18 protein-coding genes and 2 pseudogenes are annotated in these 15,229 nt (G+C 38.5%); 12 read left to right on the plus strand and 8 right to left on the minus strand.

Annotated elements, in window-relative coordinates; translation table 11 throughout:
* The first annotated feature begins 93 nt into the window (after positions 1–93).
* The 4 genes from FTV12_RS14960 (at position 94) to FTV12_RS14975 (ending at position 1,618) form a co-directional block, all read left to right on the plus strand.
* Positions 94–597: a hypothetical protein gene (locus FTV12_RS14960; protein ID WP_257218841.1), complete on the plus strand. Its 504-nt coding sequence runs from the start codon at positions 94–96 to the stop codon at positions 595–597.
* Positions 594–920, plus strand: a complete 327-nt coding sequence (locus FTV12_RS14965) for a hypothetical protein (protein WP_004676063.1) — start codon at positions 594–596, stop codon at positions 918–920. Before FTV12_RS14960 ends, FTV12_RS14965 begins: the two co-directional genes overlap by 4 nt.
* A 169-nt stretch (positions 921–1,089) precedes the next feature.
* Positions 1,090–1,335, plus strand: coding sequence for a type II toxin-antitoxin system RelB/DinJ family antitoxin (locus FTV12_RS14970; RefSeq protein WP_070154357.1), 246 nt, complete (start codon positions 1,090–1,092; stop codon positions 1,333–1,335).
* Positions 1,325–1,618 carry a type II toxin-antitoxin system RelE/ParE family toxin gene (locus tag FTV12_RS14975; protein WP_004733298.1) on the plus strand — a complete coding sequence of 98 codons (294 nt, stop codon included), beginning with the start codon at positions 1,325–1,327 and terminating at the stop codon, positions 1,616–1,618. The genes FTV12_RS14970 and FTV12_RS14975 overlap by 11 nt, the downstream gene beginning before the upstream one ends.
* A gap of 65 nt (positions 1,619–1,683) precedes the next feature.
* Here the strand turns inward: FTV12_RS14975 and FTV12_RS14980 are convergent, their stop codons facing one another.
* The 3 genes and pseudogenes from FTV12_RS14980 to FTV12_RS14990 all read right to left on the minus strand — a co-directional run.
* On the minus strand, positions 1,684–1,998 hold the full coding sequence (locus FTV12_RS14980) for a hypothetical protein (RefSeq protein ID WP_070155405.1): 315 nt from the start codon (positions 1,996–1,998) through the stop codon (positions 1,684–1,686).
* 2 nt (positions 1,999–2,000) lie between these two features.
* Positions 2,001–2,414, minus strand: coding sequence for a hypothetical protein (locus FTV12_RS14985; protein WP_070155403.1), 414 nt, complete (start codon positions 2,412–2,414; stop codon positions 2,001–2,003).
* Positions 2,415–2,547: 133 nt separating this feature from the next.
* Positions 2,548–2,643: pseudogene (locus tag FTV12_RS14990) on the minus strand (transposase domain-containing protein); the annotation flags it as partial.
* 88 nt (positions 2,644–2,731) lie between these two features.
* Here FTV12_RS14990 and FTV12_RS14995 point away from each other — a divergent pair.
* The 4 genes from FTV12_RS14995 to FTV12_RS15010 all read left to right on the plus strand — a co-directional run bounded on the left by FTV12_RS14995 (position 2,732) and on the right by FTV12_RS15010 (position 4,753).
* Positions 2,732–3,055 (plus strand): transcriptional regulator, encoded by a 324-nt coding sequence (locus FTV12_RS14995; protein ID WP_104505828.1) that lies wholly within the window; start codon positions 2,732–2,734, stop codon positions 3,053–3,055.
* The gene (locus tag FTV12_RS15000; protein WP_104505827.1) at positions 3,036–3,350 is read left to right on the plus strand and encodes a DNA-binding transcriptional regulator; all 315 of its coding nucleotides are present in this window, start codon (positions 3,036–3,038) and stop codon (positions 3,348–3,350) included. The genes FTV12_RS14995 and FTV12_RS15000 overlap by 20 nt, the downstream gene beginning before the upstream one ends.
* A 38-nt stretch (positions 3,351–3,388) precedes the next feature.
* On the plus strand, positions 3,389–3,703 hold the full coding sequence (locus FTV12_RS15005; RefSeq protein WP_104505826.1) for a hypothetical protein: 315 nt from the start codon (positions 3,389–3,391) through the stop codon (positions 3,701–3,703).
* Between the two features lie 720 nt (positions 3,704–4,423).
* On the plus strand, positions 4,424–4,753 hold the full coding sequence (locus FTV12_RS15010; RefSeq protein ID WP_016658833.1) for a four-helix bundle copper-binding protein: 330 nt from the start codon (positions 4,424–4,426) through the stop codon (positions 4,751–4,753).
* A gap of 127 nt (positions 4,754–4,880) precedes the next feature.
* Here FTV12_RS15010 and FTV12_RS15015 read toward each other — a convergent pair.
* The 5 genes and pseudogenes from FTV12_RS15015 to FTV12_RS15035 form a co-directional block, all read right to left on the minus strand.
* Positions 4,881–5,173 (minus strand): annotated as a pseudogene (locus FTV12_RS15015) (type II toxin-antitoxin system RelE/ParE family toxin).
* Positions 5,163–5,408, minus strand: a complete 246-nt coding sequence (locus tag FTV12_RS15020) for a type II toxin-antitoxin system RelB/DinJ family antitoxin (RefSeq protein WP_000246755.1) — start codon at positions 5,406–5,408, stop codon at positions 5,163–5,165. The pseudogene FTV12_RS15015 and the gene FTV12_RS15020 overlap by 11 nt, the downstream one beginning before the upstream one ends.
* Positions 5,409–5,587: 179 nt before the next feature.
* Positions 5,588–6,532, minus strand: coding sequence for a copper resistance protein B (locus tag FTV12_RS15025; protein WP_154320112.1), 945 nt, complete (start codon positions 6,530–6,532; stop codon positions 5,588–5,590).
* Positions 6,519–6,857, minus strand: coding sequence for a hypothetical protein (locus FTV12_RS15030; protein WP_004897649.1), 339 nt, complete (start codon positions 6,855–6,857; stop codon positions 6,519–6,521). Before FTV12_RS15030 ends, FTV12_RS15025 begins: the two co-directional genes overlap by 14 nt.
* A complete protein-coding gene (locus FTV12_RS15035; RefSeq protein ID WP_180034265.1) occupies positions 6,844–8,763 on the minus strand; it encodes a multicopper oxidase domain-containing protein in 1,920 nt (639 codons plus the stop codon). Before FTV12_RS15035 ends, FTV12_RS15030 begins: the two co-directional genes overlap by 14 nt.
* A 1,036-nt stretch (positions 8,764–9,799) precedes the next feature.
* Between FTV12_RS15035 and FTV12_RS15040 the strand changes: the two genes are divergently transcribed.
* From FTV12_RS15040 to FTV12_RS15055, 4 genes are all read left to right on the plus strand, one after another.
* The gene (locus FTV12_RS15040; protein ID WP_197704863.1) at positions 9,800–10,210 is read left to right on the plus strand and encodes a cation efflux protein, CzcI-like; all 411 of its coding nucleotides are present in this window, start codon (positions 9,800–9,802) and stop codon (positions 10,208–10,210) included.
* A 48-nt stretch (positions 10,211–10,258) separates the two neighbouring features.
* Entirely contained in the window at positions 10,259–11,584 is a 1,326-nt protein-coding gene (locus FTV12_RS15045) for a TolC family protein (protein WP_035269736.1), read from the plus strand.
* A 1-nt stretch (position 11,585) separates the two neighbouring features.
* Positions 11,586–12,815: an efflux RND transporter periplasmic adaptor subunit gene (locus FTV12_RS15050; protein ID WP_016658777.1), complete on the plus strand. Its 1,230-nt coding sequence runs from the start codon at positions 11,586–11,588 to the stop codon at positions 12,813–12,815.
* On the plus strand, positions 12,805–15,229 hold a 2,425-nt coding region (locus FTV12_RS15055), incomplete at its 3' end, for an efflux RND transporter permease subunit (RefSeq protein ID WP_180034266.1). The genes FTV12_RS15050 and FTV12_RS15055, both read left to right, overlap by 11 nt.

Below are 15,229 nucleotides of genomic sequence, written 5' to 3' on the forward strand. Positions count from 1 at the left end.
TTCGCAAGAGATGCGATGGATGTCTGATGATTTGTAGTCATAAATTTAAGTCCCCACTTGTTTCTAAGTGGGGACTAAATTAAGGCTTATAGGATGAATTCAGAAGGTGTGTTCAGCGGACGCTTACTAATTTGCTTTAATTTCTCTATTACTCTCTCAAAAAATTCCTTTAATATGAAAAGATTAGAATTTATTTTATTAAGTTTACTTGCAGCCTGCAGTCCAGTTACAGAAAAAATTGAATCAAATATAGTTGTTCCACGTATTCAATATACGGGGGGAGCAGATAATGCAAGTTATAGTGAGGCTAAGCTTATTAGGGAAGGTAAATGCCTATACCTAGAACATGCTGATGGCTCTAAAGTTCTGCCAATTTTTGCTACAAAAACTCTAGATTGGGATACGGAAACTAAGAGCCTAAAAGTAGATTCGGATACTTATTTTTTAGGTGATAAAGCAGCATATGGAGGCGGAGAATCCTATCCTCTAGAAAAAAATAATTATTCTTGGATAACTGAAGTAGATCATAGCTGTGATACCTCAAAAGTTATAGTTATTAATCGACTCATAAGACCAATTGAAGAACTACCAAAATGAAGAATAGCCTATTTTACTGTCTTACATTAGTTCTACTTATAGGATGCCAGCCATTTGAAAAGGATGGATATATTTTTATTAAAAATCAGACTGATTATCCAATTACAGACCTTAAAGTAACTTATATTAGTGCTCAAAAAACTTATAGCTTAGGTACTCTTTATCCTTATTCAGAATATAAATACGCCATCAATTACGAGCGGCACAATGAGGATTCAATAATCTTTTCATATTTAGATAAAAATCATAAAAAGATTAATCAAGAAGTAGCTACGTATGCAGCCAAATATGATAGGAAAAGTTATGAAATAGTTATTCAATAGAATATAAATTACAATTACTAATTGAACGAAAAAACTTCAATTTGAAATTTCAAAAACTTGATTTTCCCACTAAACAACTATCCATTTAACATAGTGGTTGTTATACGAACTATCTTTGTAATGCATATTGCATTACAATATTCTCATGCATTCAATAAATGGGAAAATGATGGCTACTGTTAATTTCAGGGTCGATGAAGCCCTTAAAGAAAAGTCTTATTCCATCCTAAAAGAACAAGGAATTGCACCTACTGAGTTCTTTACTAATATTCTTGAATATATTGCTACGACTGGAAAGCTTCCAGTACAAAAAGCTTTACTCTCAGAGGAAGATGCTGATTTATTAGCTCTTGTTCGCAAACGTGTTAATGATCCTAAAGAGATGTTCGAGGAAGTCACATTAGATGACTTATAAGCTTTTACGTCATAAGGACTTCACTGCAGAATGGGAAAAGCTTCCTAGTGCTATACGAGATCAATTCAAGAAAAAATTAGCTAAGGTAATAGAGCAACCACATATTCCAAAGAATATGCTTAAAGGTGATCTTGCAGGCTGCTATAAAATAAAATTATTAAAAGCTGGTGTCCGACTTGTTTACCAGGTCAAAGATGATCAGGTAGTTATTTTGCTAATTACCGTTGGAAAACGAGCTGATAGCATTGTTTATGATGAAGCAAAAAAGCGGATAAAAGACTAAAAATGGGAGCTGCATGCCCCCATTTTTGGCTTCGTATAACGTGTATTATGTTAATTTTAGAAGATCTATACAATTCTGTACTTTTTCACAATCATAGAAAAAGCAAATAAAATACTTATCCAAAATAAATAATCAATAAAAAAATTGAGAAAAACAAATTGATCCATGCCGATGAAAATAAATAAAGGATTGATACTTATACTTCCGACTGGAGAGGTTTCACCATCTATAAGGAACTGGAGAGGAAATCCCCCAGCTATGACTTTAACTTTTTCAAGCTTATCTACAACTATGCGAGCAACTAATATATTTTTTTGATAAAGCAAAGATACGTAAGTCAAAATAATCGCTAAAAAATTAAAATATAATATTTTTTTCATAACTATTCTTTATCTTTTAAGTTAATTAAAAACAGCCAATAACATAAGCCAGGAAATAGAGCCAGAAAGCTAGCCCATGTATTGGTATACATCTTCCACCAATCTTCAGCAATCTTTCCAGTATGCCCCCATCCTAAAAGAATAAAAAATGGAGTAGCAATAATTAGAGAGGTAATACAGATGGTTAATAAATTAAGACTGTTATAACGATTTAAAAGAATTGAGAATATGTAGCTAAAAGGCACAGTCAAAATACAATAAGCCAAGTAAATAAGACCGTGTCCTACAAGAACTACGAAAATCGAGTATAGGCTGTATTCGTGATTCACTGCGATAAACAGGACTGTTGTTAAAAAAAGTAAAGGTAAAGGAGCAAGTAAGAGTGCTTTTACTATTTGTTCATTTGAGTATTTCACTAATTTAATTCTCTTATCTACTCAATAAATAATAATACTATAACGATTTTATTGGAGGTTTTTTGATTCTATTTAACATAATGGTGGTTATACGAATTGAACGTAAGCGTCCGCTGAACCCCATGCCTATTTTTTAATTCGGTTCAGGTTTCCAGCGGTGTGGTAGCAATTCTTCAATCTGAGTCACTTTATGTGTCGGCAACCTTTTCAGCACATCACTTAAATAGGCATTTAATCCTGAGAACTAAGAATTATCATTTAAAAATACCACAAAGTAGTATAAAATAAACTACTACAAGGTAGTATGAATGCAATCAATGTATACAATATGTGAGACTCCATTATTTACTAAATACTGTCTTGTTTATTGGACTCAGGAAGAATATGAGGAATTCAAAACATTCTTAGCATTAAATCCTGAAGCAGGAGATGTAGAGCCTAATGCAGGTGGTATTCGTAAGATTAGATGGACTAGCGGTGGTAGAGGTAAAAGTGGTGGTGTCAGAGTCATCTACTTTAATCGTTTAGCAAATGGAGAGATTTGGTTATTAACCTTGTACAGTAAAAAGCAAACTGTACAGCTTAGTAAGAAGACTCTTCAAGCATTAGTGGAGAAACTAAATGACTCGTTTAATGACTGAAAAAGAACTTGAGGCTTTTGAAGCAACTAGGGATATTGAAGCTGAAATATTACAAGGCATCGACGATATGCTTACTAGTAATGCAGCGAAAAGAACCGTAATCACTGAGACAGATGTAGCGTTAGCTCGTAGAAAGGCTCAACTAACACAAGATCAGTTTGCTAAGATTCTTGGCGTATCAAGACGTACTCTTGAATCATGGGAACAAGGTGCGAGAAGACCATCAGGAGCAGCAACATCCCTTATTCGATTATTTATTGTTGATCCAAAATTTGTAAAAGAGAGTCTGGCTTAATTTAGACAGCTCTCTACTATATTTATTTAAGGTTTTTTATGAAGCACTTAGGATTTGTGGGAAAAAGTACTGAATATTTAGGGTATACCCATATTGAAATTATCAATAGCTCATTACGCTTATCTTTCAATATTCCATCAACAAAAGATCTAGAAGAAACCTTTAAAAAGATAGTCGAAAATAACTATGATTTACTCATGGAAACATCAGCAGAAATCGAGTTCGAATTAGAAAGTGAAACGCTAGCAAAGATAGAAACCATCATAAAAGAAAAAGGGATTGAACTTGATGAGTTTGTTCAAAATGCGCTGATTAAACTTATCAACCAAAATGAATTGGCTAAGACTGATTAGACCTTAAATGCAGACAATAAAAAACCCCAGCATCCTGCCGGGGTTTCTCATATTGGGTTGCTAGGTATGACTCCTGTCTTACCTCACGCTCCTGGTGCGATCTTTCTTATTCTTGTTGTTTGGAACTTCCTGTTCCTGATGAGTTCATCATAGGAAAATTCCACTGTTCCTGGTAGCCGCAAAGAGCCGAGATTGTTGTGCGCCAGGGCGTACAAAATAGCCTAAATTTTATCCACAGCCATTGGGGATAGTTTCGGATCCTGAAAGCCGATGAAATGGGCACTGATTGCCAAATTGATCGTTTTTTAATCAAATTTACTGGCAAAATATTACAGATCTGCTTAAAAACTCACCAACTTATTACAAAAGCCGATTTTTTGCTTTTTCTTAGTCATGGCTAAATTTTCAAGTGATTGATATTTATATTAATATACAAGTGTACTTCGTATAACCGCCATTATGTTAAATAGAGGGAAAATCTATTTTTAAAGTGATAAAATTATTGCAGTTATTTTAAGAATAGCTGCTTTTGATACTTGATCATCTATCCTAATTAAAAACTGTTTTTTAATAATTTGGAATATAAATAAGATTTAGTTAAAATTAACATTATTCATATAAATTAACATTATGTATTACATTTACTAATAATTTAAAATAATTAGTAGAAAAAAATTATGTTTTAATTATTTCTTTGATTATATAAGTTGAGAGTAAAAAATGATTAATACGGAATTTTCAAAGTGTATTTCTGCATGTACAAACTGTTCACTTATTTGTACTGAATGTGCAACTTCTTGTTTAAAAGAAAAAGATTTAGAGATGATGCGTGAATGTATTCAACGTTGTCTAGAATGTGCAGATATTTGTCAGTTATGTGTGCGTATGCAACAACATAACTCACCTTTCCTCAAAGAGATTTGTGAGCTTTGTGCTAAGATCTGTGAATATTGTGCGGAAGAGTGTGAAAAACATTCACATGATCATTGTAAAAAATGTGCTGAGGCTTGCCGTCAGTGTGCAGAAGAATGTCGAAAAATTGCCATGTAAAATACTTCAATAATGTTAATTATATGCTCTAGACTAACATAATCATTCTGCTAGTCTAGAGCCTTTCCTAAAATTAACATAATACACCTTATACGAAGCCAAAAATGGGAGCTTTAAGCTCCCATTTTTAGTCTTTAATTCGCTTTTTCGCTTCGTCATAAACTATGCTATCAGCTCGTTTTCCGACGGTAATGAGCAGGATAACTACCTGATCATCTTTAACTTGATAGACAAGTCGGACACCAGCTTTTAATAATTTGATTTTATAGCAACCTGCAAGATCGCCTCTAAGCATATTCTTTGGAATATGTGGCTGCTCTATGACTTTGGCTAGTTTCTTTTTAAATTGATCTCGTATAGCAACAGGGAGTTTTCCCATTCTGCTGTAAAGTCCTTGTGACGTAAAAGCTTATAAGTCATCTAATGTGACTTCCTCAAACATCTCTTTAGGATCATTAATGCGCTTACGGACAAGAGCTAATAATTCTTCATCTTCTTCCGAAAGCAAAGCTTTTTTGACAGGCAGTTTCCCAGTCGTAGCAACATACTCAAGAATACTAGTGAAGAAATCAGTAGGTGCAATACCTTGCTCTTTAAGGATTGAATAAGATTTTTCTTTAAGGGCTTCATCGATCCTGAAGTTAACAGTAGCCATCATATTTCCCAAGTATTTAATGTACTAGGAATATTGTAATGCAAATTGCATTACAAGTCGACTTCGCATAACAGCCATTATGTTAAATGGAAGGAAGCAAAATAAGTTAACATTTTGCTTCCGGCCACATTAAGCTAGAGTTTTATTTAAATAAAGCTATTTAGTAATCATTAAATTAATTAAAATCTAAATCTAACACCAGCTCCATATAACCAACCTTTCTCAGAGTTTGATTCTATTTGCCACGACGTTTCATCATTACCTTTTGAATACTCATAGGCAATGTCGATATAAGGCATGATCTTTTTACTGATTTCATAGCGAGTTTCAAACCCTGCGGTTGCACTGCTTAAACCAGTTTTTTTCGCATATTTAGAGTCATCACTAAAGATAGCATCCAACTCTAAATAAGGTTGAATAATCAACTTTTGCGTAATCAGAAAATCACGTTCCGTTTCTAGGCTAAAGCCCGCATAATTGTCTTCTCCCGCATAGAGATAAGCATCAGTTTCAAAGAAATATGGCGCCATACCATGTAAGCCAATCACCGCATCAACATTTTCTTCGGTGTCTTTGCGATGATCATTGAGTTCAACTTTTTCACTACGATAACGTGCACCAATCTGTGCATCCCAAAAGTCTGAAATCATACGGCTATATAAAAGTTTGGCATCATAATGTGCATCATGCGATTCTTCTTTATCGGCATGAATTTTAATAAAAAGCTTATTTTCATCTGTGCCAATACGGGTTTCAAACTCTGACTTTAAATCACCTGTGCCATCTTCATTGACAAGCCACTTATTGTCCACTGTCGTAATCGCATAAATTTGCGCACCGTGTTCTGAGCGATGATCATAATGCGAACTCTGCTGAGCATTCGCATCTGGTACATGATGTAAATGATTAACCGTAGATGTTGCCTGATGTTGTGCCTGATTCATTTGGCTATGGTTCATTTGAGAGCGATCCATTTGCATCGGCTGATTTTGACTAGAAGATGTAGCAACTGTCATTTTTTCAGGCGCACTATGATCTTCACCATTATGTGCCAAACTCACTGCACTGACCATCAACAAAGAGCTTGCTAAAACAGTTTTAGAAAAAAGATTAATGGTGCGCATGTTGATCTCCTTTCTGTACTTTTTGATCTTGCTGTTTCTCTGTTGATTTGTGATGCATTGGCTGATGACCTGCATGTTGATGGTTCATCGGTGCTGAATGTGCAGCATGATTCATTTTCCCCATCATCTGCATGTGTTGTGCATGCTCTTGTGGAGAATGCTGTGAATGATCCATCTCAGACATCGCTTGATGATTCATTGATGGTACATTTTTTCCATCAGTCTGAGCAGTTGAATGATGCCCTTCGTGCGCCAAACTTAAGCTTGTTAAACTCAATACCGCAACAGAAAAAAACGCTTTAAATACAAAATTAGTGATGTGCATGTCCAGCTCCTTTTTGCTCAGTTACTTGGTGAGTTTGAGTCGAATTTGTACCTTGAATTGGCGTTGTAGACACTTGTTCATCGCTAACATTTGCCACGATCAACTTGTTCATCATTCCTGCACTCATGTGATACAACAAATGACAATGGATTGCCCATTCGCCCAACTCATCCGCAGTTAATAAAGCAGTGACTGTTTTACCCGGTGGTACAATCAATGTGTGTTTATTCGGCATATCTACCGACTCTTGACCATTCTCCAACTGCATAAACATGCCATGTAAATGCATGGGGTGCGCCATCATACTGTCATTAATAAATTTGATACGGATACGCTCGCCATACTTCACTTTTAATGGCTCAGCATCGCTGAATTTTTTACCGTTAATCGTCCAAATATAACGCTCCATAGTACCGCCCAAACGCACTACTAATTCACTGCTAGCTTCACGAGTATCTTTTTGCGGTTCTAAAGATTTTAAATCACTATATTGCAAGGCTTTATTGCCCGCAGGTGTAGATGCATTTGCCCAACCATAAACCACTTGATCATTTTCTTGTGGTTTTGCTGTGCCATGCTGTGAATGATCCATTTTCGAGTGATCCATGCCTTGCATATCGCCATGGTTCATTTTTGAATGATCCATTTTCGAGTGATCCATGCCTTGCATATCGCCATGGTTCATTTTTGAATGATCCATTTTCGAGTGATCCATGCCTTGCATATCGCCATGGTTCATTTTTGAATGATCCATTTTCGAGTGATCCATGCCTTGCATATTGCCGTGGTTCATTTTCGAATGATCCATTCCTGCATGATCACCACCACCATGTCCCATATCTTCCATGGTCAAAAGTGAGCGTGGACGTGGTGCAGGCATATGAATGCCATGTGTCATAGGATTTAGTTCATTGTGCAGTGTACCAATCGCATAGCCTGAACGGTCAATTGACTCAGCTTCAATTTGATAATGTCCGCCTTTTGGCTCCACAATCACATCATAAGTTTCAGCTGTGCCAATACGAAACTCATCCACAGCAACAGGTTTTACAGGCTGACCATCAGCACTGACCACAGTCATTTTCAAGTTAGGAATACGGACATCGTAGAAAGACATCGCAGATGCATTCACAAAACGTAGGCGAATTTTTTCATTCGGTTTAAACATTCCTGTCCAATTTTGTTCAGGTGTTTTGCCATTAATGAGGAAGGTATAACCTGTAACATCCGACATGTCGGTTTTTAGCATACGCATCTGATTCCACATTTTGCGGTCAGACCATGTCGCTTTTATGCCATCACGTTTAACCTGCTTCCAAACATCACCCAAGGTTTCACGCTGATCTTGATAATATTCAGCTGAAATTTTAAGATCTTTCTGAATTTGATCACTGGTTTTTTCATGAAAATCTGACAACATCACCACATAGTCACGTTCAGCTTTTTCATGTGCTGCCAATGGTGTTTTACCTTTTGGATAAATCACAAAAGAACCATATAAGCCGTCCTGTTCCTGTCCTTTAGAATGAGCGTGATACCAATAAGTCCCGCTTTGGCGAATCTTGAATTTATAAACATACTCGCTTTGAGGCTTAATACCGTTAAAACCATTAAATCCCGGTACACCATCCATAATGCCCGGCAACAACAGTCCGTGCCAATGAATAGAAGAATCTTGGTTTTTTAAATTATTTTTCACGCGAATGATGGCTTCATCACCCTCTTCAAACTCAAGCAAAGGCGCAGGAAATTGACCATTTACGGTAATGCGCTTTACAGGCTTTCCAGTTGGGCTGACCACTGCTTCATCAATAACAAGCTGATATTCACGCACTTCGGCAAAAACCAAAGGCGACGATGCAAAACAAATACCTGCTAATAGGTACGAACTAATTTTATGAGACATAACTTAACCTTAATTTTTGAAAAATAAATAAATTTTAAAAAAAATGGTTAAGTTTTAGGAGGACGTGAAATTTCTTGCCAATACCCATTTAGATATTGGTTGGGGTAATAAAAATTAGGCTGATCTATAGAATAGAAGGTATCTAGGGGATCTAGCGAGCTTTGCAAAGAATGAAGACATGAGATCTGTGTCTGGCAGGATAAGCTAGAACATTCCTGACACTTTTTGTGATCTATATTCTGATTAAGAGCTAAATGATTATGGCAATCGGTATTCGTCTGTACTTCGTGATTAATACCATGTTGAGTGACTTGCTGTGCTTGATCTAAACAATGATCTTGGCTCATTTCAGTTTGCATATTGATATGCATTATCTTTACTGATGCAACAGACACACTACTCCATCCTATGGCAAAAACCATAAGAAAACAAAACCAAAGTTTTTTGGAGAGATGAGTCAACACGAATGCTATCTAGGAATAGAATTTAATCCAAAATATCTTAACGGAATTTCAAATATTTACAACCCAATATAATTTAGTAGTTTCTCTAAAATTAACATAATACACGTTATGCGAAATTAGAAAAATGAGTTTATTGCACTGATATTTATCTGTTTTTTAAATTTTAGACCTGGGTTGGTGCCCAGGTTTTTTTATTGCGTATAACAGCCATGATGTTAAATAGTTCTCTTTTTAGATAAATATTCATGTTTTCAATACATGCTAATTAGAGATTTTGAACTCAAGCAATTCTATAAAATTTTAACTTATGTGTACCTCTACTTTTAACTTCGGTTATTTATGGGAGGATTACCGGTGGCCTAACTTAAATAAAAAGTCTCCGACAAACCCGGTACGGTTCACTATCTATTGTTATTCTTACCTGAAATTGATGTGAGCTTATAGAGACAAGGTAAATTTGCAAAAGTGCCGGCTATTCAGTGTTCATTGAATGTTTAATTTAATTTATTAAGCTTGACCTTGGAGTGGCTCTAAGCCTTATACTTGGTACAAATTTTTCGATTGTTATGATGATGCGTTCTACTACATGGATTACAGTCTTGGTTGGATTGTTCATGTTCCAAAGCTTTTGGAATGTGGCGGCGGCCTTTTGTGTCCATGAACAACAGCCTCAATCACAGCAGAGTTATCATTTTGGTCATCACCAAAATACCTTGTGTGCCAGCGATAGTCGTCAACACGATCATAATGGACAGTCAGAAAACATAAAAACATTCAGTAGCGATTTAGAAATCGGTGAAGATCATCAAGATCATCTACCATCGATGACGCATTTGATTGTACAAAATGAAAAAGTAGATGTGTTTCATCCAAGCTCTGAAGTTAAAGTGAATCCACAATTTCATTGGAAAAACAGCTATCAGGCTCCTGACCTGTTTCAACAAAGCCCACCTCCCGAATTTTCCCCGCTCATGGTGGGGTAGCCTAAAACATTCCCACCACTTTTATTATTTAAATAAGTGGGAAAAATCATGTCTTCACAATCAATTATACTCTTGCGTCATAGCTTGGTTGCTTGTATATGTGCAGCGGCTATGCAATATAGCTATGCTGAAAACGTTACCAGCTTTGAATCCGCTTTAGCAAAAGTACAAAGTTACCAGACTCAAGACAAGCTGTGGCAACAAGTTCAGCAAATATCTGAATTGAATATTCAGCAAAGTCGGTTATGGCAGAATCCAAGTATAAGTTTAGAACAGTCTGGCTTTGGCTCAGGTCAAGAACAGGAATTCAATGTTGGCGTTAGTCAACCTCTAGATCTATTTGGTCAGCGTAAGCTGAACCGGGTGATTGCCAATACCTCGAATCAACAAATCCAATTGCAACAGCAATTATGGAAGGCACAAAGCCAACTGATTGTTAAATTTGCATGGTCGCAATTTGCACTTGCTGAGGTTGAGCAGTCTGCTTATTCAGTACAGTTAAAAACAAGTAAAGCCAATCTGGACAGTGCCCAGAAACGCTATCAGGCAGGCAGTATTGCCCTGGTTGATTTTGAGCGTACCCAAATTGAAGCGCTAGAAATCCAACGACTTTATCAGCAAGCGATGCTGAATAAACAAGCTGCCGGTCGTCAGCTGTCTAATTTGTGGGGGGGAGAAACATCTTCACATCTTCAATTGAATAAAACCGCTATCCCTTGGCCAGAGCAAAGTCTCCAAACTGTGCAACGGTATATTGCTGAAGGGTGGCTAGAAAAATTCTATGCCTTGAACATTCAGCAATCGGATCATCAAATTGAAAATTTAAGAATTCAGGCACGTCCCAATCCGACTTTAAATGTAGGCATGAAACGTAGCAAAACCCCTAATGAAAGCAACGATACGACTTTGGCAATCGGCGTGGCTATTCCACTGAATATTTTCAACCGCCAGCAATATGCGATCCCGATGGTCCAGCAACAGCAAATATTGCTGAACCAACAGCAGCAGCGTGAGCTGAAGCAACAAATACTCAATATTGCCAACAGCATGCATCAGCTCAAAGGTTTACGTAGCCAGTTCGATGCCACAACAGCACAAGTTACTTTGGCGACCAAAGTTCAGAGCCGTACTTTACAAGGGTTTCAGGCAGGGAAACTGTCCATTACCGACGTTCAGCAAGCAACCACCCAACTGCAGAATCTTCGATTGGGTCAATTACAAATTCTACGTCAAGCTTGGCAAACTGCCCTCGCAGCTGAGGCACTCAGTATTGGCACAAGTTATGAAGAAATTAGCCGTTCGGATGCCTATACACAACTGAATAAAAAGGCAGTCGAAGCATCGCAAAATTTAATCAATGGGGGAGCACGATAAAATGAACGCCAAGCAAAACGGAAAAATATCCCAGTCTCTCATGATTGCAATTTTGATTCTGATTACGGTCTTGGTCAGTCTGGTTATTTGGTTAAGTTCAAAAAAAACTGAATCTGAGGGGCATGGTCATGATGAGGGAAATGCCGAACATTCTGATGAAGATAGTTCTGAAGAAGGACATGCTGAAGAAGGCGAAATACAACTGACCAGCCAACAAATGGTTGAACAAGGTTTAAAAGTTGCTGTTGCATCCACAGGATTGGTTGAAAAGCTGACAACCCTGCCAGGTAAATTGGTGGTGAATACCGATCAACAAGCGCATATATCGCCTAATTTTAGTGGTCATGTCGAGCAGGTCAATGTGGCTTTAGGACAGAGCGTGCAAAAAGGACAAACGCTGGCTGTACTAATCGTGCCTGAACTGATCGACCAACAGGCAAATCTGCGTATGGCACAGGTGAATCTGGATTTGGCCCGTAAAGATTACCAGCGCGAACAGCAACTCTGGTCACAGGGGATTTCTGCCAAACAGGATTACCAGCGTGCCGAAAATGCCTACCGTCAAGCGCAGATTACTGTCCAGTCCTCACAAGCACGTTTAAATGCATTAGGTGCAAGTGGCAATAACAATGGGCGTTTTCTGATTAAAGCACCGATCTCTGGGGTGATCAGTCAAAAAGATATTGTGGTCGGTGAAAATGTGCAACTGGCTAATCAGCTCTTTGTCATTGAACAGCTGAAAGATTTATGGCTTGAGTTTAATTTGCCGAATCAATTCTCAGGTCAACTGCAAGCCGGGCAAAAAATTGACTTTAAAGTGAATGATTCAGATCAAATCTATAAAGCTACTGTACAAAGCTTAACCTCTCAGGCAGATGTACAAACAGGGCGTCTGGTGGTGCGCGCAAAACTCGATGCGCAAGCTACTGAGTTGCGTTCTAATGTGTTAGTGAGAGTGTTGATTCCGGAAGCTACAGCAAAATCAGCCCTTCGGATTCAAAAGTCTGCGCTGCAAAGTATTGAAGGTGAAGACAGTATTTTCATCGTAGATTCAGAACAAAAAGGTCAAGTCCACTTAAAAGCACAGAAAGTGCAATTGGGGCAGGCTTCAAGTGATGGACAATGGCTTGAAGTGATTTCTGGGCTGACTGAAGGGCAGAAGTATATCGCTCAAGGCAGTTTCTTGTTGAAATCTGAATTAGAAAAAGACGAGGCAGGCCATGAACATTAATTCTGATCTGCCAAAACCAGAAGGTTTATTCGAACGAATCATTCAGTTTTCCATACAAAATGCGATTTGGGTGTTGCTCTTTGTCTGTACCTGGATTGCGGTCGGGGTGTATAGCTATCAGAAACTCCCGATTGATGCTGTACCCGATATTACCAATACCCAAGTCCAGATTAATACTCAAGCCAAGGGTTTTACTGCGCTTGAAGTCGAACAGCGGATTACCTATCCCATTGAAAATGCCATGGCTGGCATTCCGGATCTGGAGCTTACCCGTTCCATATCCCGTTATGGACTCTCTCAAGTCACCATTGTCTTTAAAGATGGGACTGATATTTATTGGGCCCGTCAGCAGATTAACCAACGGATACAGGAGGCGCAATCTGAGTTGCCTGCACAAATCGCACCGACGATGTCCCCCGTTTCTACGGGTCTCGGTGAGATTTATCAATGGGTACTGAAGGCAGATCCGAATGCGAAAAAGCCGGATGGAACTGCATACACGCCGATGGATTTGCGTGAGATTCAGGACTGGATTGTGCGTCCTCAACTGCAACGTGTTAAGGGAGTTGCAGAGGTCAACAGTATTGGTGGTTTTGAAAAAACCTATGTGGTCTCTCCCGATTTAAACCGGATGCAGCAACTGAATATCTCATTAGAACAACTGCAACAGGCTTTAGCGCAAAATAATGAGAACCGAGGTGCAGGTTATATTGAAGACAATGGTCAGCAATTGACGGTACGTGTACCGGGTACATTCAATGGGCTTTCTGATATTGAGAACACCATGCTGGGTAGCCCAAATGGCAGCCCAATTCGGGTTGGTGATATTGCGCAAGTCTCTATTGGGCATGATTTAAGAACCGGTGGGGCAACCTATAACGGCAAAGAAACCGTTTTAGGGATTGCCATGATGGCGATGGGTGGAAATAGCCGGACTGTTTCTAAAGCTGTGGATGCCAAGCTTCAAGATATTCAGAATAGTTTGCCTAAAGGGGTAGTGATTGAAACGGTGTACGACCGTACTACCTTGGTTGAGAAGGCGATTAAAACCGTTCAGAAAAACTTGGTAGAGGGAGCAATCCTGGTCATCATCATTCTGTTCCTGTTTTTAGGGAATATCCGTGCTGCCTTGATTACTGCCTGTGTCATTCCACTCTCTATGCTGTTTACCTTAACCGGGATGGCACAGAAAAATATCAGTGCCAATCTGATGAGTTTAGGTGCACTCGATTTCGGCATCATTGTCGATGGTGCTGTGGTGATTGTCGAAAACTGTATCCGGCGTTTAGCCCATACACAGCAACTGTTAAAACGACCTCTCACACAAAGTGAACGCTTTAAGGAAGTTTTTCTGGCTGCCCGCCAAGCACGTCGTCCTCTTATTTTTGGTCAGCTTATTATTTTGGTGGTGTATTTGCCGATTTTTGCTTTAAGTGGTGTGGAAGCAAAAATGTTCCATCCGATGGCATTGACAGTGGTACTCGCCCTTGTTGCAGCCATTATTTTATCGATCACCTTTGTGCCTGCTGCTGTGGCATTGTGGGTCAAAGGCGATATTCAAGAAAAAGAAAGTCGTTGGATGTTATGGCTAAAAGCTAAATATCAGCAAACTCTTGATATTTCGTATCAATACAAAGCAGTTGTGCTGACTTTTGCACTGTGTGTATTAGTGATTACGGGATTTATCAGTACCAAACTCGGCAGTGAATTTGCACCACAGCTGAGTGAAGGTGATTTTGCGGTACAGCAATTACGTTCTCCAAGCACAGGCTTGGAAGAGTCTTTACGTATTCAGGAGAATACTGAAAAACTTCTTTTAAAGAGTTTCCCTGAAATTAAGGCAGTATTTGCCAGAACGGGTACAGCCGAGGTTGCAACAGATGTCATGCCACCCAATATTTCAGATGGCTATATCATGTTAAAGCCTCGTTCAGAATGGCCAAATCCTAAAGAAAGTTTAGATGAATTACGTGGCCGTATGGTGACGTATTTAGCCACGATTCCAGGCAATAATAGTGAATTTTCACAACCGATTGAACTCCGATTTAATGAATTGATCTCAGGTGTGCGTAGTGATGTTGGTGTGAAAATCTTCGGTGATGATATGAATGTCCTCAATACTGAGGCGACTAAAATCTCCAAAATCATTCAGCAAATATCGGGTAGCAGTGCCGTGAAAGTTGAGCAGACCTCAGGTTTGCCATTACTGAATGTCGAGGTAAATAAAACTTTGGCTGCACAATATGGTTTGAGTGTGCGTTCAATTCAAGACCTTGTGGCAACCAGTATTGGTGGACAAAGCGTGGGAGAGATTTTAGAAGGCGATCGTCGTTTTGATTTTGTTATCCGTCTTGGAGAGCAAGACCGTAGTGTCGCATCTGTTTCCCAGTTACCTATTCAGCTTCCAAATGGTG

Origin of the sequence: Acinetobacter sp. YH12233 (assembly GCF_013417725.1) — a bacterium.
Classification (GTDB): Bacteria; Pseudomonadota; Gammaproteobacteria; order Pseudomonadales; family Moraxellaceae; genus Acinetobacter.